Here is a 16,794-nt window from a genome sequence, read left to right on the forward strand (position 1 = left end):
GCCTGGGACGGCGTCACCCGCGCCACCCACGACATCGGCCCCGGCGGCCACGGCGGCCTCGGCTTCGGCCTGAAGTGGAACATGGGCTGGATGCACGACTCCCTGGAATACGTCAGCCACGAGCCGGTGCACCGCAAGTACCACCACCACGACATGACGTTCTCGATGGTGTACGCCTACAGCGAGAACTACGTGCTGCCCATCTCCCACGACGAGGTCGTCCACGGCAAACGCTCCCTGGTCTCCAAGATGCCCGGCGACTGGTGGCAGCAGCGCGCCACCCACCGCGCCTACCTCGGCTTCATGTGGGCCCACCCCGGCAAACAACTCCTCTTCATGGGCCAGGAGTTCGCCCAGGGCGCCGAATGGTCCGAAGCCCACGGCCCCGACTGGGGACTGCTCGCGTCGGACTGGCCCGCGCACGAGGACCATCGGGGAATCCAGCGCCTGGTCGGCGACCTGAACCGCCGTTACGCGGCGCATCCCGCCCTGTGGGAACAGGACAACGACCCGGCGGGCTTCACCTGGACCGTGGCGGACGACGCGGACTCCAACGTCCTCGCCTTCCTGCGCCACGCGGCCGACGGCACCCCGCTGCTGGCCGTCTTCAACTTCGCCCCCGTCGTGCGCGACGACGTCCGGCTCGGCGTTCCCGCCACATCGCAGGGCAGGTGGACGGAGATCCTCAACACCGACGCGCTCACGTACGGAGGCAGCGGCGTCGCCGGCACCGGGCCGCTCCCCGAAGAAGCCCACCCCTGGCACGGCCTGGCGGCCTCGATCACCGTGAGCCTGCCGCCACTGGCCGCCGTGTGGCTGGCGCCCGGGCCCGTTTCGCGGGGTGAAAAGGGCGCCGGAGCAGCAGAGTTGGCCTAGCTTCGCCTTGCGCTGTGTGAAGCTATGCCCATGGATGATGTGAACGCTGATGTGAAGAGCAGGCTGCAGACGGACCGCCCGCACTCGGCCCGTGTCTGGAACTACCTGCTGGGCGGCAAGGACAACTACCCCGTCGACAGCGAGGTGGGCGATGCCATTCTGTCGACCTTCCCGGAATTCGCGGCCGTGGCCCGGCTGCAGCGGGCCTTCCTCGCGCGGGCCGTGCGCTTCCTGGCGGCCGAGGCCGGCATCAGGCAGTTCCTCGACATCGGCACCGGGCTGCCCAGCGCCGACAACACCCATGAGGTCGCCCAGCGCATCGCGCCGGACAGCCGGATCGTCTACGTCGACAACGACCCGCTGGTCCTCGCCCACGCCCGTGCCCTGCTGACGAGCAGCCCGGAGGGGGCGTGCGCGTACATATCGGAGGACGTGCGCAACCCGGAACGCATCCTGGCCGAGGCGGCGAAGACCCTGGACTTCAGCCGCCCCGTCGCTCTGACCCTGCTCGGCATCATGGGGCAGCTGTCGGACGCCGACCGGCCCCGGGAACTGGTCGCCACGCTCCTGGAGGCGCTGCCCGCCGGAAGCTATGTGGCCCTGAGCGACGGGATCAACACCAACGACGCGCTGAACACGGCCGTGACCGCCTACAACGCGCAGTCGGCCAACACGTATCACCTGCGCTCGCCGGAGGACATCGCCGCCTACTTCACGGGCCTCGACGTCGTGGAACCCGGCATCGTCGCCACGTCGGCCTGGCGCCCGGACGACATGCAGCCCGTGGAAGAGGCCGTGGACGTCGCGTACTGCGGCGTGGCCCGCAAGGTGTGACCTCGACGGCGAAGTCGGCGCCTCAGTGAAGTCGGCGGGACCGGGGCGCGAGCAAACGATCCGCGTTGCGCGTGGTGAGGGCGCGCCAGGTCTCGCCGGCGGGCTGCGCGGCCGCGTCCACGGAGTCGACCTGGGCGAGGACCGCTTCGAGGGGCGTCCAGCAGGAGTCGCTGCCGTACAGCAGGCGCTCGGTGCCGAACGCCGCGTCGAGCGCGGGGATCTGCCGCGGGAAGGGCGTGCCGGCCATGTCGTACCAGAGGCGGCCGAGCTGCTCGACGGTGTCCGGCGTGGACGTGGCGCCCGCGTCGGCGCCGCCGAGTGCCGCGCCGTCGAGGAGCGGGCGGAACAGCTCGATCCGGTCGGCCAGCAGCGGCAGTGCGCCGGCGCCGTGGGTGAGGATCCAGCGGATGCCCGGGTGCCGGGCGAGGACACCGCTCAGCAGCAGGTCGCTCGCCGTGCGGGCCGTGTCGAAGAGGAACTCCAGCATCGGGCGCGGACGGCCGAGGGCCACGGAGTCCGCGCCGGGCGGCGAGGTGGGGTGGACGAAGACGATCGCGCCGCGCCGGTCGAGCTCCGCCCACAGCGGGGCGAAGGCCGGATCGCCGAGGTAGCGGCCGTGGTGGTTGGTCTCGACGGCGACGCCGTCGGCGCCGAGTTCGTCGAGTGCGTACGCCGCCTCCGTCAGGGCGCCGTCCACGTCGGGCAGCGGGAGGGACGCGAAGTGGCCGAACCGGTCGGGGTGGGCGGCCCGCACGTCGGCTCCGAAGGCGTTCATCTCGCGGGCGAGGGCGCGGGCGGCCTCGTCGTCGCCGAAGTACACGCCCGGGGACGACACGGAGAGGCAGGCCTTGGCGATGCCGCCCTGCTCCATGAGGTCGAGCTGCTTCCCCACGCTCCACTCGGGCCACCCCGGCATGCCGTCCGGGTGGTCGATGCCCGCGGCGCGGGCCGCGGCGATGTAGCCGTCGGTGACGAAGTGGGCGTGGACGTCGACGAGTCCGGTCCTGCTCATGGGATCTCCTTGCTGGTGGGCGGCGCCGCAGGTGCCTCACTGACCGTGAGGAGGCACATCCGCCACCGTAGGAACGCGGCCCTACGCCGGCACGGGTGATGCCGATGAATGGAACAGCGGTTCCCGAAGATGGGGGAGCGGCTCGCCGGGGCGGTCGCCCCGCCGAGGGACAGCCGGTGATCGACCGGGCGTTCGCGCTGCTCGGCACGTTCGACCACAACCATCGTGCGCAGACGCTCGCGGAGCTCGCGCGGCGCGCCGACGTCCCGCGCAGCTCGGCGCTGCGGCTCGCGCGGTCGCTCATGCGGGCCGGAGCGTTGGAACGGCTGGAGGACGGCCGGTTCGTGGTGGGGCTGCGCCTCCTGGAGACGGCCTCGCTCGCGCCCCGCGGGCACGGGCTGCGGGCGGTGGCGATGCCGTACATGGAGGACCTGTTCCACGTGACGCGGCAGCATGTGCTGCTCGCGGTCCGCGACGAGGGCGAGGCGCTGCTGGTCGAGCGGCTCTCGGCGCTCGACGCGAGCCCCGTCAACTACCGGGTGGGCGGCCGGGTACCGCTGACGTCGACCGGTGTCGGCCTGGTGCTGCTCGCCTTCGCCCCGGCCGAGGTGCAGGAGCGGGTCATCGCCGGGTTCCTTCCCGAGCAGGGCGCCGACGGCATCGGGACCCCGGGCGATCTGCGGCGTCTTCTCGCCGATGTGCGCCGCCGCGACCACGCCACGGGTGCGCAGAGCAGGCCAGGGCGGTTGCGCACGGTGGCGGCCCCGGTGCGGGACGGCCACGAGGTGGTCGCGGCCCTGTCGGTGGTGGCCCCCAGCACCGGCTTTCCCGACGCCGGGTACGGACCGGCCGTCCGGGCGACGGCACGCGCGGTGTCACGACGGCTCGCGGAGGACCCGGGTCGCTGACCGGGCGGGGGAGCGTCGCGCCTGGCTGACACGTGGCCGAGCCGACGACGCGCGAACATCCACCCCAGCGGCGTTCAGCCTCTTGACTGCGCTGGTTCAGACCTTTACGTTCACCGCACGCAAGGTTCATAAGTGAACCCAGCCTTCAGATACGTGAACGCAACCGTCGTCTCAGCCCTGGAGGAACCCCCCATGCACCGCACCAGAACCCTGTCCGCCGCCACGGTCGTCGGCATCGTCTCCGCCCTCGCCCTGCTCGGAGGACCGAGCGCCAGCGCGGCCGACCCCGGCAAGGCGCCCGGCGGCAACTTCGACCTGTCCGTGTGGCAGTTGCAGGAGCCCGTCGGATCGCCCGGCTCCCCGACCACCATCCCCTCGTCGCGCCTCCAGGGCGCGAACGGCTTCCAGGACTCGTACTTCTACACCGACACCCGTGACGGCGCGATGACCTTCTGGGCGCCCGAGAAGGGCGTCACCACCCCCAACTCGAACTACGCCCGGTCCGAGTTGCGGGAGATGAACCGCAGCGGCAGCGCCGCCGACTGGTCACTCGGCGGCAGCCACAAGCTGAACGCGACCCTGCGCGTCGTCTCCGTCACGTCCAACGTGTGCGTCGGCCAGATCCACCTCGGCAGCGGCGGAAGCTCGACCAAGCCCTTGGTCGAGCTGTACTACCGGTCGAGCGGCGACATCGTGGTGGGCACCGAGAACTCCCCGTCGGGCGGCCAGACGACACACACGGTGGGGCACGTGGCGGTCGGCAAGACGTGGAGCTACACCATCGCCGTCTCCGGCGGCGACACGCTCGACGTGACCGTCAACGGCAGCACCACGCACTACCCCATACCCTCGTCGTTCTTCCCGTACAAGCAGTACTTCAAGGCCGGTTCCTACAACCAGTCCTCGTCGAGCAGTACGACCAAGGGCGCTCGCGTCGCCTTCTACGGACTCAACGTCTCGCACGGCTGACCGCCTCCCGCGCCACGGCAGCGCGGTGCCGCCGCTCCTTCGGCGCGCTGCGCTGTCCGCGTCGAGCTGACGGAGGGACAGGTTCGGCCGGATCAATGACCCTGCTGGAGCAGACCGGCGTCGCCCAGCATGAGGCGGGCGTCGCGCGCGAAGCCGGCCATGTCCTCGAGCCCGAACGCCGTGCGCTGCAGCACGAAACCGTGGAGGAGCGCCATGACCACCCGCGCTCCGCGGTCGGGGTCCAGTGCTGCTGGTGTCGAACCCGTCTCCTGACCTGCGCGCAGGGCGTCGGCGATCTGCCGACGGACCTGCTCGAACCCAGACTCCGCGGGCTGCTGCAAGGCCTCGCTCCGCAGAAGCTCTCCCCATGCCTGAACCGCGCAGCGCAGGAGCTCATCGTCAGGAACGGCGTACTCCGTCTCCCCGCCGGACGCACCGGCGGCGACGGGATCGATCGCGGTCGAGACCAGATCGGCGACCGTCACGTTCCGCGACGTGCTGATGAGCCGCTCGACGGGAGCGAACAGCATCCGGAAGGCGTCTCCGGCGATCTCCAGGATGATCTCGTCCTTGCCGCCGAAGTAGCGGTAGAGGGCGCCTACCGCCAGTCCGGCCTCCGCGGCGATGTCGGGCACCGAAGTCTGGTGGAAACCGTCCCGCGAGAAGCAGCGCCGGGCCGCCGCGACGATCCGCGCCCGGTTCGCCTCCCGTTTTTCCGCGGTGATACGGGGCATCGCCTGCACTCCTCAAAAATGAATGGACGTTCGCCTTGACGTCGACCGGTGGTGAGACCACTCTATAAGTGAAAGGTCATTCGCGTTAGTGGCCTGTGAGAAGGGAGCTTCGTCATGAGCGTCCGGAACCTCGCCCTCGGGGTCTACCGCTACGAGCACACCGAGCCGCTCTTCGACCGGCGCGTCACGATCGACGGCGTCGACGCGCATCTGGACACCTCGCCACTCATCTCCGATATCTTCCGCCGCATGGCACTGGGAGAGCTGGACATCGCCGAGTTCGGACTGACGTACTTCCTGCGTACGTTCGACACGCGCGAGTCCCCGTTCCTGGCCCTGCCGATCTTCCCGAACCGCAACTTCCGCCACTCGGCGCTGTTCGTGAACGTCGACAGCGGCATCGAGCGGCCGGAGGACCTCGCGGGCAGGACGGTCGGCGAGTTCGCGCTGTACGGCTCCGATCCGGGCGTCTGGATGAAAGGCGTCCTGGCCGACGAGTACGGCGTGAAGCCCGAGCAGATCGACTGGGTCGTCGGCGGCACCGACCGTCCCATCCCGTCCTTCGACTGGATCCCCCAGCCCGTCCCCGACGCCGTGCGGGTCCGTCACACCGAGGGCGACCAGACGCTGGGCGCCATGCTCGAGGAAGGGGAGATCGACGCCCTGCTGTCCGTCGACGTGCCACAGCATCTGCTCGACGGATCGACACAGAGGATCCGGCGGCTGTTCGTCGACTACGAAGCGGTGGAACGCGACTACTACCGACGCACCGGCATCTTCCCGATGATGCACGTCGTCGCGATCCGCCGGGAACTCGCCGCCGAACCCGGCCTCGTCGCCTCGGTGTACCGCGCCTTCGACGAAGCCAAGCGGATCGTTCAGGACCACTACCGCGCGAACGCCTCGAAGCAGCACATGGCAGTGATCACCCCGTGGTTCAGCGAGCTGTTCGCGGAGAACCGCGCTCTGCTCGGCGAGGACTGGTGGCCGTACGGTCTCGACGCCAACCGGAAGGCCGTCGACACCTTCCTGCGCTACCACCATGAACAGGGCCTGTCCCGACGGCTGCTGACCTCCGACGACATCTTCGTCCCCGGCCTGCTCGACACCTAGGAGTTCCTGTACCGCACGCGGACGGGGCCGCGAGGGCGGTACGCCGAGATCTCCGGCCGTCACTTCTCGCGTACCGTCGGCCGGCACGAGGTCTTCGGCCGGGACCGCTCAGGGTGCCAGCACGATCCGCCCGAACACCTCTCCGTCGTCCATCCTGCGGTGGGCCTGCGCCGCCTGCTCCAGAGGCAGCACCTCGTGCACCACGGTGCGCAGGTCTCCGCGTGCGGCATCGGCGAACTGGGACGCGCGCACGGCCTGTCGCTCGGGGCCGGGCACGGTGTCGGAGCTGAAGGTCGAGAACGACAGCGACGTGCGGAAGGCGTCCATCAGTCGCATACCGAAGTCGGCCGGCGGAGGTCCGCCGACGACGCCGACGGTCACGTACCGCCCGTTGGGGTTCAACCGATCGAGGAAGAGGGGGAGTTCGGGGCCTGCCACGACGTCGATCACCACGTCGAAGCCTTCCGGTGCCCCCGGGCCGCCTTCGCCGGAACGGCTCAGGACGTGCGTCGCGCCCAGCCCTTGCAGGCGCTCACCGCGCTCCGGCGACGAGGTGGTGACCGCCACGGCGCCCGCGCCGCGCCCGGCCGCGAGCTGGACGGCCGTGATCCCGATGCTGCCGGCGGCGCCGCGCACGAGCACCGTGTCGCCGGGGGCGAGACGGGCTCGTTCGAGAGCGAAGTGGGCGACCACGCCGGAACCGCCGAGGGCCACCGCGGCCGTTCCGGTCAGCCCCGCGGGCAGCGGCAGCACATCGTCGACGGCGGCGACGGCCTGCTCGGCGTAGCCGCCGGACAGGCCGGTGAAGGCCCACACGCGCTGCCCGACCCACGAGGAGTCCACGCCTTCCCCCGCCTCGACGACGCTCCCCGCGACCTCACTGCCCAGGACGTGACCCGACCGGAATCCGTAGGCGGCGAGCGACCCCCGGCGGATCACGGCATCCACACCGCCCACCCCGATGGCCTCCGTGGCGATCCGCACCTGCCCAGGGGCGGGAGTAGGTTCGGGCAGGTCGACGACCCGCAGACCGTCCGGGTCCCCGAACGTCTTGATGCTGACTGCTTTCACTGTTGCTCCTCGGGCCGGCGGGCGGACGGGACACGACTGCTGCGACCGTGGGCAGCACGACCATCGGACCGTAACGGGCGATTCCGCCCGCCTGGCTGAAGTGAGAGACGATGACCGGTCAATTGCCTCGCACCGCGCGCTCGGACGCCCGCGACAACCGGGCCCGCCTCCTGGAGGCGGCGCGTGCGGTGTTCGGCGAGCAGGGCCTGGACGCGCCCGTGCGCGACGTCGCCCGGCACGCGGCCCTCAGCCCGGCCACGCTGTACCGGCATTTTCCGACGAAGCAACAGCTCATCGCGGAGACGTTCACCGAGCAGCGCCGGGCCTGCCGCACCGCGGTCAGGGACGCCCTGGCCGACCCGGACCCGTGGCACGGCTTCCAGAGCCTGATCGTGCGGATCTGCGATCTGCACGCGCACAGCCGCGGCTTCGCCGATGCCTTCATGGCGGCCTTCCCCGAGAGCATGGACTTCGCCGCCGATCGCGAACGGACGGTGCACGCGGTCGCCGAACTGGCCCGCCGCGCGCAGACGGCCGGCCGGCTCCGCCCCGGCTTCGTCGTCGACGACCTGATCCTCATGCTGACGGCGCACCAGGGCCTCCTGCATGCGCCGCTCCCCGCCCGCGTCGCGGCTTCCCGCCGCTTCGCCGCCTACGTGATCGACGCGTTCCGCGCCACACCGGAGAAGGAAGCGGCGCTTCCCGGCAGCGTCTCCCTGCACGCCTGACAGAGGGGTGACGGGGCGCGTACAGGTCAAGCCGACGGATCCTCCGGGCGGGCGTCGTAGGAGGCGCGGGCGGCGCCGATGTGCTCCAAGTGCGCGAGGCTCCACTCCAACAGGGGTGCGGTGGCTTCGCGCAGGGTCCGGCCCATCGGCGTGAGCTCGTAACTGACATGCGGCGGCATGACGTTACGGACCGTTCGCGTGAGGATCCCGTCGCGTTCCAGACCGCGCAGAGTGACGGTGAGCATGCGTTGGCTGATCCCGTCGACGCTGCGCTTGAGCTCGGTGAAACGGCGCGGCCCCTCGCTGAGGCGGCGCACGACCAGCAGCGACCACTTGTCGCCGACCATGCCGAGCACCTCGCGCGCCCGGCACGGGTCCTCGGGCATCGCCTCGTGGTCCGACGGGCCGCTCATGGTTACCTCCAGGGAACCGGGGCACCGAAATGTGCCTTATTGATCTACGTGCCCGGGTGCAGCACGATGATGACGGTTCCTGAAGAGTACCGAGGCACGAACAGGAACCACGATGATGCCGCGCCTCGACGCCCCGAATTGGATTCCCTCATGTCGACATTTCTGCTGGTCCATGGCGCCTGGCACAACGGCCGGTGCTGGGAGCGGCTGGCCCCGTCGCTCGAATCGGCCGGTCACCGCGTCCTCACCCCCTCGCTGACCGGATACGGCGACAAGGCACACCTGCTCGGCCCCGAGGTGGGCCTCGACACACACGTCGAGGACGTGCTGAAGCTGATCCACGAGGAGGACCTGTCCGACGTCGTGCTCGTGGGCCACAGCTACGCCGGGCTGGTCATCTCGTCCGTGGCCAACGAAGCACCGGAGCGGATCGCTCGACTCGTCTACCTCGACGCCATGGTCCCGGAGCACGGTGAGACCGCCGTCGACGTGCAGCCCGTGACCCAGAGCCTGATCGACCTGGCTGCCGGATCCGCGGCCACCTGGCGCATCCCGCCCCTGCCGGAACTGCCCCCGCCCTTCGGCCTGTTCGGCATCACGGACCCCACGGACGCGGCCTGGCTCCGCTCGCTGCTCTCCGACCACCCGGTCCGCTGCCTGCAACAGCCGGTCCGGCTGGACAATCCCGCCGCCAGGTCGATCCCGCGTACGCACATCCACTGCGTCGGCACCCAGCCGGAAGGCATCGTGCGACGCCCCGTCCCCGCGACCCAGCCCAACGGCTCGCCCGCACGCGTACGGGAGTTGCCGACCGGCCACGACGCCATGATCACCATGCCCGCGGAACTGGCGACCCTGCTCCTCGAACCGGCCCAGTGACGTAGGGACGGAGCCGGTTTCGACGCGCTCTACGGTGCGGAGTTGGTCCGGAGCGGCGGTTTCGGGGCGGGCTGCTCCTGTGCGGTGACCAGGGTCCATGCGTCGACGTCCTGATAGCGCCGCGGGCCCGAGTGGCCTCGTTCGGTGCTGCCGACCAGATGGAGGCGTTCGGTCCGCCAAGGGCGCCCGGCGAAGCCGTCGAGGCAGGAGACGGCGGCCGTTACGAACGCGGTGTCGGAGCGGCGGGCGCGGGCCAGCGTCAGATGAGGACGCAGCGGACGCTCGACGAAGGAGACGCCGCAGCCCCTGACCGTCGCCCGCACTGCTTCGGCCAGCTCGTGGAGCCCGTCGAGGTCGCCCTCGATACCGCTCCACAGCACGCGCTCGTCGAAGTGTCCGCCACCGAGCAGGGCCAGTTCGAGAGAGGGACGGGAGGCCGCCAGGTCGGCGAGGGGCGAACGAAGCCGCTGGACGGCCTGCACCGGCAGCTCGCCCAGGAAGGCCAGCGTGATGTGCCAGTCCTCGATGCGGTTCCAGCGCAGATCGGGGTACGCGGCGTAGGCCGGGCGCAGCGCGTGCGCCAGCTCGGTCTTCGCGGTGTCGGGGGGTGCGAGGGCGATGAACGCGTGCTGGGTGGCGGTCTGGGGCGGTTCGGTCACGGACGCCTTCCTACCTCATGCGTCCGCGGGGCCGAAACCTGACGGTGCTGCCCGCCGTGGCGTCGGCCCGGCACCTCATCGACGACAGCCTCACCGTCTGGCCGAGCTGTCGGACCGACACCCGCATCACCTGCCGGCACTCCGGCGCCCGCCGGGACTACCGGGCCTTGCGCCGTCGACGCGCGCGCTCGAACTCGGCCACATCCGACATCCAGGGACCGTGCTGGTCCAGCGCGGCGTAACCGCCGCGGACGAAAGTGCCCACCAGGTCCCGGTACTCGCGGATCCCGTCAACCAGTGTGTACTCGACCCGGTACTCCGGATCCGACCCGCCTCCGCCCCTGCGCACCGTCATGATCCGGGCCATGGAGTCCGCGTAGAAATGGAGCTGGATCCCTTCGCCCAGCTTCTCGTCCTCGATGGTGAAGACTTCGTTGTCCGCGGCAGAGCGGTTGCCGACGAACTCCCAGAACTCCGCGGCACCCGAGCGGGGACCGTCCCGCACCCACTTCTTCTCGGTGCCTTTGTCGTCGGTGAACAACAGCGCCGTCTTCCCCGCCCCCTCGTCGCTGTCGGCGCGGCGGCCGACAGCCGCCGCGTCATCTTCCATGGGACTGTTCCGTGAGCGGTCCGCTGCCTCCGAGCACATCAAGAAGCTCACGGTGCGCACCGCTTCATCGATGAGCTCAGGGTGCGATCGGCGCACCGCCGCCTCCACCGCGGTCTCCATCCGACTCCAGTCGCGCCTGTCCGTGGCGCGGTTGCCCCGTCGTGGATCACGGCCGATCTCCATACCGGCGCAGGACCGTTCCGCGGTGGCGATCACCCGCAGGGCCTCGGGCAGCAGCGCGGGGTCGACGGCATCGGGCATCCGCCTCGGTACCGTCGCGCCGTGCAGATACTGGCCCGTGTACTTCAGAATCGCGGCGTCGAGCGGACCGAGCGCTGCTCCGCGCTCCTTGCGCCGGCGGTTCGCATGGTGTTCCTGGGCCCGCTTCTCGTTCGGCGTCTCGGTCGCCCCGCGCATCGCCTCGCACATCTGACCGCGTTCCAGCAGACCGATGTCGGCCCCGTGGGCGACGAGCCGGTTCCTGTCCCACCGGACGCGTTGAAAGAGCGCGTCGACATCCGCGGGCGCGGCAAGGAGGACCGGATCCAGGAGCGAGACCGCGGCATCCTCGTCGAGTAGGCCCCTGGTGCCGGCGGCGTCGCACAGAGGAAGGACGGCGCTCCACAACAGCAGATGCCTGGCCAAGTCCCCCTGGATCACGGCGAGATGGGCCTCGTTGATCGAGAAGGTGAACGTACGCGGCTCATGGTTGGCATCGGCACCGGCGCCGAGCATCAGTTTCAGCTCGCCGTCCTCACGGATCACGTACGGAATCCAGCCGCTCCGGCGCGTGAAAACGATGTCCCTCACTGGCTCAGCCCTCCCCGACGCGGCTCCAGCCCAGACCATCTGTTCACGACCATCGTGCGCATTCCACGACGAGGCGTGGGTCGGTGCGCACCCAGACTTCGCCTTCGGCGGCACCGGCCGGAGCATCGACCCGCTCGATACCGAGGAACTCGATCAGCTTGAGCAGTTCGGCCCGCTCAGCCCGGTCGTCGTCAAGATCATGTGAGTCGAAGAAGACGAAGTACTGGTCGGTCGGGTCCACGTAGCCCGAATCGGCCCAGATGCGCGCTACTTCCTCGATCGCCGCAGCTTCCGTCGTGATCGTGGCGGCCAGGGCGGCACCGCGAGTCTCCGGTGAGGCGGAGAGGTCGGCGAGATCGGAGAACCACTGGCCGAAATGGTCGAGGCCGGCGTATCCGTTCTCGAAGAACAGCATCGCGCTCGGCAGGTAGCGGTTGGGCCTCTCGACGCGGAGGTACTCCGCCCGAGCTTGAGCCGCGTCTTTCCTCCGGGCGATCACGGCGTCCCCGGGCACAAGTATCAGGCTCTGCCCGGACAGTTCGTCGTCGATGGTGTAAGTACCAGAGTCTCGATCACGGAAGAACGCCGAGAACGCGACGTAGGCCTCCTGCGGGTCGCCCACGGAGACCCGTTGATCATTGCCGTCACCGACCCCGAAGACGAAGTGCTTCGGTCCGGGGGCGTAGGGGCGGGCCATAAGCATCCTTCGTCCACAAGTGATCCACCGACCTGGCCGGCCCAGGGCGGACGGATATTCCGGGGATGCTACTCACCGTGACGGCGCGCTCTTGCGGCGGGGCTGCGGGGGAGCGAGGGCGCGCAATCACCTGGCCTGCGACAGGACACGCGGACGGCACGAGAACATGACACAGCTGGAGACGGCCGAACCAGCACGGGCCGTGGGTGCCCAGAAGGGTATGGCTCCTTCCAGGCACCCGACTCGGAGCTCCAGAAGAACCCGAGCTTCTGGGCGCTGTACGACACCAGAAGGTTCTTCGTCTGCTGGTGGTACAGCAGCTGCACCCATGCTGAACAGGCAAAATGGTAGTTGGCGCAGCCTTGGGTCGGGGACTGGTCCGGATCTTGTGTCCTCGGCTACCGGATGACTGTGGCGACCACCACGTTGGCGCTGCTCGCCATCCGTTTGTGCGGGAGTTGCTACGTGTGGGGGTCTGGGTCTGGGTCTGGTGGTTGGTGTCCGTGGAGTCGGTAGACCATTTCGTCCGGGTGGTGGTCGAGGCGAGCTGCGCGCCAGGCGGTGTCGTAGGACTGTCCGGTGGTGTTGCGTCGGTGGAGACGCCAGGCGCGCCAGCTGGTGGCGGGGGCCACGACGATGCGCCACAGCAGGGTGGTCATGGCTGTGCCTGCGGCAGGCTGTCACCGTTGGCTGTGGCTGTGGCTGTGGCTGTGGCTGTGGCTGTGGCTGTGGCGGGGGTTGGGGTGTCGGCGAGCAGGCCGTCAGCGTGATCCGCACGAGCATCGACGACCGACACGACCTGGCCGCCACTCCGGACGCGCTGGTCTGCCTGCGGCTCCCCGGCCCCTGCCAGACCTGCGGGCCCGGATCGACGAGAGCCTGCCCGACTTGTCCGAGCGGCTGGTCGGACGCCTCTCTGCCTGACCTGATCGCCTGGCTGACGCGCCGACGCAGCCATGTCGCTCGCTGCAACCGTGCCATTCGTCCTAGCCGTGTCACTCGTTGTGGAGCACGTACGACCAGGCGGGCTGTTCTCCGCCCGCCGCATCGACGTCGGCCAGCGCACCCAGGACCCAGTGCGTGATCTGTCCGCGCTCGGGGCTGCCCGGAGGCAGGAGGGCGCGGGTGCGCAGCCCTGTCACCCACAGAGGGACCATGGTGAGGAAGCTCTCCAGACTCCGTGCGGCGGGCAGCCCGGCCAGTTCCTCCTCGTCGGGGCCGGTCGGTACGCGCAGGATGTGCCCCGTCGGTCCGTCGACGACGATCTCGCCGCCCATCCACGTACCGATCTGGAAGAAGGGCCCGCGGTCCGCCACGGATTCGACATCGTCCGGCCAGTCGACCTCGTCGAAGAGTTCGACCTCGCCGTCTCCGTAGGGGAGGAGCGCCATACCGCCCTCGTCCATGTCCGGCAGACCGAAGTCGGTGAAGAGGTCGCGCGTCCCCTGATGGGTCAACTCGTCCGGCAGTTCCTCGGGTTCGGCCTCGAAGATGTCTTCTTCGCCGAACAGCGCGATCAGATCGCTGTGGCTGGAAGGCGCGGCATCGACAGGGGTGCTGGGACCGGCGTCCGAGTACTCCCAGGAAAGCGGCTGCCGGCGGGAGCCGAAGGTGTCCGAGAGGACAGAGGGGTCCACACCGTTCGCCGCCTGAATGGCGAGCAGTCCCAGGTCGCCCCCGAACACGAGGACATCGCCCACGAGAAGCGGGGCGCAGGGAAGCAGGAACGCGCTGTTGTCCCGAGGAGGGGAAGACGCACCGAACAACTCGGCGAGTCGAGTGGGTCGTTCGGGGCTCTGGCTGCCCTGCGCGCCTGATGAGGCCGATGGGGCAGTCGCTGTCGCCGTTGGCAAGGTCAGTTCCGTGCCGTGTTCCTGCGGAATCTCCCCCTGCTCCCACGGACCGGCGACGAGCTCACCCGTCTCCACGTCCCGGATGGTGACGTACGGGTCCGTCGAACCGCCCGCCACGCGCTTCTGCAACCCGGCAACGGCCGACCGCCCCTGCCGGCGCACTTCCGCCAGTCTGATGAACCTGCCCGCTTCGAGGAAACGTGCGTGGAATCCACCGGGCAGTCGCCAGCGGGCCCACCGCACCCGCCAGGGAAGTGCGACACCGGACGAAGCCACCGAGGAGGCGAGGGCGAGATCGTCACGCGACCAGGCCATGAGGTGCAGCCAGGAGGCCCACTCACCCTGACTGCGCGGAACGACTCCCCAGTTCCACAGATGAAGGGCGTCGGAGGCGGGGCTGTTGCCGGGGATGATGAAGCTGTGGCTGCGCGCCGAGTCCATGACCGAGGCCTGCGGCAAATGAGCCACCACGCCTCCATCGCGCAGGAGTTCCTCGTACGTGCCTGCCTGTACAGCGTGCATGGCGAGCCCGGTGGCCGCGTACAGCCCGACGGCTCCGGCCTTGGCCCACCCTTCCGGATGACGGAAATCCGCGGAGGTGCGCAGCAACCACGTCACCATGTGCCGATTGACGCGGGTCAGTTCCGCGGAGTCGAACTGGTGACGTAGGACCTCGGCCACCGCCTCGTCGACGAACGAGACCCCGAGCGACCCGACCAGCACGGCGTCCGCATGTACCCGGGCCACCTCGGTGAGTTCGCCCGCTGCTACGGTCTCGCCGGTCACGGCGGCAACAAGCTCTGCCCACACGGGCAGAGGCACACTGCGCGGCTCCGCCAGGGCGAGGGCGCGCAGGGCGGCCGGCAGGTCAGGAGCGGGTGCGAGGTCGGTCGGTTCGGCCAGCCGGAAGACGGCCTCGGCCGGAGCGCCTGACGGCAGCAACTCGGGTCGCGCGTCGGTCAGCACGGCCAGCTTTCCGCGCGCCAGCAGGGGGAGGGTGCTGTGCAGCAACCGTTCTGGCTCGTACGAGCGTCGGGTGAGCCCGGCGCGATGGGAGTTGACGAGGACCAGCAGCCGCTCTTCGCTCCAGGAACCGAGCGTGAACCGCCAGTCGCCGCCCCGCTCACCGGGTGACAAGTCAACTCCCAGCGAACTCAGGGCTTTGTGCATCACTTGCTCGGCGGTGAGCCCCGCGACATCGACAAGAACGCTCCCAGGTACGTCCTCGTGCACCCGCCGCATGACGGACCCGATATCGGCCCCGGCCCGAGCGACGACATGGGCGACACTGCCACCCCGCCCACCCGCACGCCACCAGACGCCCACGCGATCGGATACTTCTTCCGCAGGGATACCCATCGATGCCACAGTTGTGCCGCTCCTCGTCGCCACCGTTCCCGGAGTCCGCCACTGTAATGGGGCAGGGTGTACGTGAGAGATGCCTTGCTGATCAGGTGTGCCGGAAGCGCCGGAACTCCCATCACCCCAGGTCGGACGGCTCCTCGTCGTTTCTCCCCGCAACAGTCCGCCGATCGGTGAGGAGTGAGGGGGAGGGTCGCCTCATGCCGGGGCGGACTTGATGCGTCGAAGCGTCACGATCCAGTCGTCCTCGCTCGGCCATCCCGTCAATTCGGCGAGCTGCCACGTCTCGTCGCCCACGGGGAAGGTCTCACCCACGCGGAGGGTGTGGGACCGCTCCTCGGCGGCGACGGTCCCGAGCCGTACCCTGACCGAACCGTCAGAGTCCCTGTAAATGTCCATGACCGCGAAGCTTGCGTCCCCCGTATTGCGCTGAATCCCGTGCCAGAGGCCGATCGTGTCTGGTCCACCCACCGCTAATCCTCCAATGATGTGTACTGAGCCTCTTCCAACCTGTTCGTGAGGTCCGGTAGTTGGCCGGTTCCGCAACATGGAGAAGCTCCTGGTAGACGGTTTCTCGACCAAGATTCACCGTGCCCCACCAGGAGCTTCGCTTGCTTGTCTACCCATCGGCGATCGATCTGTCCACCCGCACTCTGCGGTACCTGGCCATGCACCTCACCTACCGCAGGCAAGAGATCGGTACGAGGTGGAGGCGGCTGACCGCGGGCCGTCAGGCCCTGCTCGCCCTGGCGCATCTGCGGTGCGGTGACACCTACGCCCAGCTCGCCGCCGGGGTCGGTATCGGGCTCGCCACCGTCTACCGCTACGTCCGCGAGGCGATCGACGTTCTTGCCGTGATCGCGCCGACGCTCGACGAAGCGATGGTGACGGCCCGCTCGAAGGCGTACGTGATCCTGGACGGCACCGTGCTGCCGATCGACCGGATCGCCGCCGACCGGCCCTACTACTCCGGGAGGAAGCGGCACCACGGCATGAACGTACAGGTGCTGACCGATCCGTTCGGCCGGCCGCTGTGGGCTTCGCCCGCGCTGCCCGGTGCGGCGCATGACCTGACAGCGGCCCGCGAGCACGGCATCATCGACGCCCTCGTCGAAACCGACCTCAAGGCTTACGCCGATAAGGCGTATCAGGGTGCAGCTCGCAACATCCGCGTTCCGTTCAAGGGGCGCCGTCTCAAACGATGGCAACGGCGCCACAACACCACGCACGCGAAGATCTGTTGTGTCGGCGAGCAGGCCATGGCAG

17 protein-coding genes are annotated in these 16,794 nt (G+C 69.5%); 8 read left to right on the forward strand and 9 right to left on the reverse strand.

The window, feature by feature from the left end:
- Window positions 1–876, forward strand: an 876-nt coding sequence (locus K377_RS39770) for an alpha amylase C-terminal domain-containing protein (protein ID WP_181512763.1), incomplete at its 5' end; no start/stop codon positions are given.
- Between the two features lie 24 nt (window positions 877–900).
- Window positions 901–1,710 (forward strand): SAM-dependent methyltransferase, encoded by an 810-nt coding sequence (locus K377_RS39775; protein WP_111668530.1) that lies wholly within the window; start codon window positions 901–903, stop codon window positions 1,708–1,710.
- Between the two features lie 22 nt (window positions 1,711–1,732).
- On the opposite strand, the gene K377_RS39780 is transcribed toward K377_RS39775, so the two are convergent.
- Window positions 1,733–2,722, reverse strand: a complete 990-nt coding sequence (locus K377_RS39780; protein ID WP_111668531.1) for an amidohydrolase family protein — start codon at window positions 2,720–2,722, stop codon at window positions 1,733–1,735.
- Window positions 2,723–2,898: 176 nt separating this feature from the next.
- Between K377_RS39780 and K377_RS39785 the strand changes: the two genes are divergently transcribed.
- Window positions 2,899–3,630 (forward strand): IclR family transcriptional regulator, encoded by a 732-nt coding sequence (locus K377_RS39785; RefSeq protein ID WP_220093197.1) that lies wholly within the window; start codon window positions 2,899–2,901, stop codon window positions 3,628–3,630.
- 192 nt (window positions 3,631–3,822) lie between these two features.
- Window positions 3,823–4,599, forward strand: a complete 777-nt coding sequence (locus tag K377_RS39790) for a polysaccharide lyase family 7 protein (RefSeq protein ID WP_111668532.1) — start codon at window positions 3,823–3,825, stop codon at window positions 4,597–4,599.
- Between the two features lie 92 nt (window positions 4,600–4,691).
- On the opposite strand, the gene K377_RS39795 is transcribed toward K377_RS39790, so the two are convergent.
- Complete coding sequence (locus tag K377_RS39795) at window positions 4,692–5,333, reverse strand: TetR/AcrR family transcriptional regulator (protein WP_111668533.1); 642 nt, start codon at window positions 5,331–5,333, stop codon at window positions 4,692–4,694.
- Window positions 5,334–5,447: 114 nt separating this feature from the next.
- Between K377_RS39795 and K377_RS39800 the strand changes: the two genes are divergently transcribed.
- Window positions 5,448–6,446, forward strand: coding sequence for a 4,5-dihydroxyphthalate decarboxylase (locus K377_RS39800; RefSeq protein WP_111668534.1), 999 nt, complete (start codon window positions 5,448–5,450; stop codon window positions 6,444–6,446).
- Window positions 6,447–6,554: 108 nt separating this feature from the next.
- Here K377_RS39800 and K377_RS39805 read toward each other — a convergent pair whose 3' ends face one another.
- The gene (locus K377_RS39805) at window positions 6,555–7,517 is read right to left on the reverse strand and encodes a zinc-binding dehydrogenase (protein WP_111668535.1); all 963 of its coding nucleotides are present in this window, start codon (window positions 7,515–7,517) and stop codon (window positions 6,555–6,557) included.
- Between the two features lie 110 nt (window positions 7,518–7,627).
- Between K377_RS39805 and K377_RS39810 the strand changes: the two genes are divergently transcribed.
- Window positions 7,628–8,245, forward strand: coding sequence for a TetR/AcrR family transcriptional regulator (locus tag K377_RS39810; RefSeq protein WP_111668536.1), 618 nt, complete (start codon window positions 7,628–7,630; stop codon window positions 8,243–8,245).
- Between the two features lie 26 nt (window positions 8,246–8,271).
- Here the strand turns inward: K377_RS39810 and K377_RS39815 are convergent, their stop codons facing one another.
- Complete coding sequence (locus K377_RS39815) at window positions 8,272–8,658, reverse strand: helix-turn-helix domain-containing protein (RefSeq protein WP_111668537.1); 387 nt, start codon at window positions 8,656–8,658, stop codon at window positions 8,272–8,274.
- Window positions 8,659–8,808: 150 nt separating this feature from the next.
- On the opposite strand from K377_RS39815, the gene K377_RS39820 reads away from it, so the two are divergent.
- A complete protein-coding gene (locus K377_RS39820) occupies window positions 8,809–9,537 on the forward strand; it encodes an alpha/beta fold hydrolase (protein ID WP_111668538.1) in 729 nt (242 codons plus the stop codon).
- A 29-nt stretch (window positions 9,538–9,566) separates the two neighbouring features.
- Here the strand turns inward: K377_RS39820 and thpR are convergent, their stop codons facing one another.
- From thpR to K377_RS39850, 5 genes are all read right to left on the reverse strand, one after another.
- Entirely contained in the window at window positions 9,567–10,196 is a 630-nt protein-coding gene (gene thpR / locus K377_RS39825) for an RNA 2',3'-cyclic phosphodiesterase (RefSeq protein WP_111668539.1), read from the reverse strand.
- Between the two features lie 157 nt (window positions 10,197–10,353).
- Window positions 10,354–11,616 carry a DUF6357 family protein gene (locus tag K377_RS39830; protein ID WP_111668540.1) on the reverse strand — a complete coding sequence of 421 codons (1,263 nt, stop codon included), beginning with the start codon at window positions 11,614–11,616 and terminating at the stop codon, window positions 10,354–10,356.
- 43 nt (window positions 11,617–11,659) lie between these two features.
- Window positions 11,660–12,313 (reverse strand): DUF6357 family protein, encoded by a 654-nt coding sequence (locus tag K377_RS39835; protein WP_111668541.1) that lies wholly within the window; start codon window positions 12,311–12,313, stop codon window positions 11,660–11,662.
- A 995-nt stretch (window positions 12,314–13,308) separates the two neighbouring features.
- Window positions 13,309–15,303 carry an SUKH-4 family immunity protein gene (locus K377_RS39845; protein WP_161195035.1) on the reverse strand — a complete coding sequence of 665 codons (1,995 nt, stop codon included), beginning with the start codon at window positions 15,301–15,303 and terminating at the stop codon, window positions 13,309–13,311.
- Window positions 15,304–15,726: 423 nt separating this feature from the next.
- Window positions 15,727–16,077, reverse strand: coding sequence for a DUF6406 domain-containing protein (locus K377_RS39850; protein ID WP_237551509.1), 351 nt, complete (start codon window positions 16,075–16,077; stop codon window positions 15,727–15,729).
- A 62-nt stretch (window positions 16,078–16,139) separates the two neighbouring features.
- Here K377_RS39850 and K377_RS39855 point away from each other — a divergent pair.
- Window positions 16,140–16,794: transposase family protein (locus K377_RS39855; protein ID WP_111668545.1), on the forward strand; the 655-nt coding region annotated here is incomplete at its 3' end.

Origin of the sequence: Streptomyces sp. PsTaAH-137 (genome assembly GCF_003259365.1) — a bacterium.
Taxonomy (GTDB): Bacteria; Actinomycetota; Actinomycetes; order Streptomycetales; family Streptomycetaceae; genus Streptomyces.

Coding starts and splice junctions, on each gene's coding strand:
- K377_RS39775 (WP_111668530.1), top strand. CDS start 901: ATGCCCATGGATGATGTGAACGCTGATGTGAAGAGCAGGCTGCAGACG.
- K377_RS39780 (WP_111668531.1), bottom strand. CDS start 2,722: ATGAGCAGGACCGGACTCGTCGACGTCCACGCCCACTTCGTCACCGAC.
- K377_RS39790 (WP_111668532.1), top strand. CDS start 3,823: ATGCACCGCACCAGAACCCTGTCCGCCGCCACGGTCGTCGGCATCGTC.
- K377_RS39795 (WP_111668533.1), bottom strand. CDS start 5,333: ATGCCCCGTATCACCGCGGAAAAACGGGAGGCGAACCGGGCGCGGATC.
- K377_RS39800 (WP_111668534.1), top strand. CDS start 5,448: ATGAGCGTCCGGAACCTCGCCCTCGGGGTCTACCGCTACGAGCACACC.
- K377_RS39810 (WP_111668536.1), top strand. CDS start 7,628: ATGACCGGTCAATTGCCTCGCACCGCGCGCTCGGACGCCCGCGACAAC.
- K377_RS39815 (WP_111668537.1), bottom strand. CDS start 8,658: ATGAGCGGCCCGTCGGACCACGAGGCGATGCCCGAGGACCCGTGCCGG.
- K377_RS39820 (WP_111668538.1), top strand. CDS start 8,809: ATGTCGACATTTCTGCTGGTCCATGGCGCCTGGCACAACGGCCGGTGC.
- K377_RS39835 (WP_111668541.1), bottom strand. CDS start 12,313: ATGGCCCGCCCCTACGCCCCCGGACCGAAGCACTTCGTCTTCGGGGTC.
- K377_RS39850 (WP_237551509.1), bottom strand. CDS start 16,077: ATGTTGCGGAACCGGCCAACTACCGGACCTCACGAACAGGTTGGAAGA.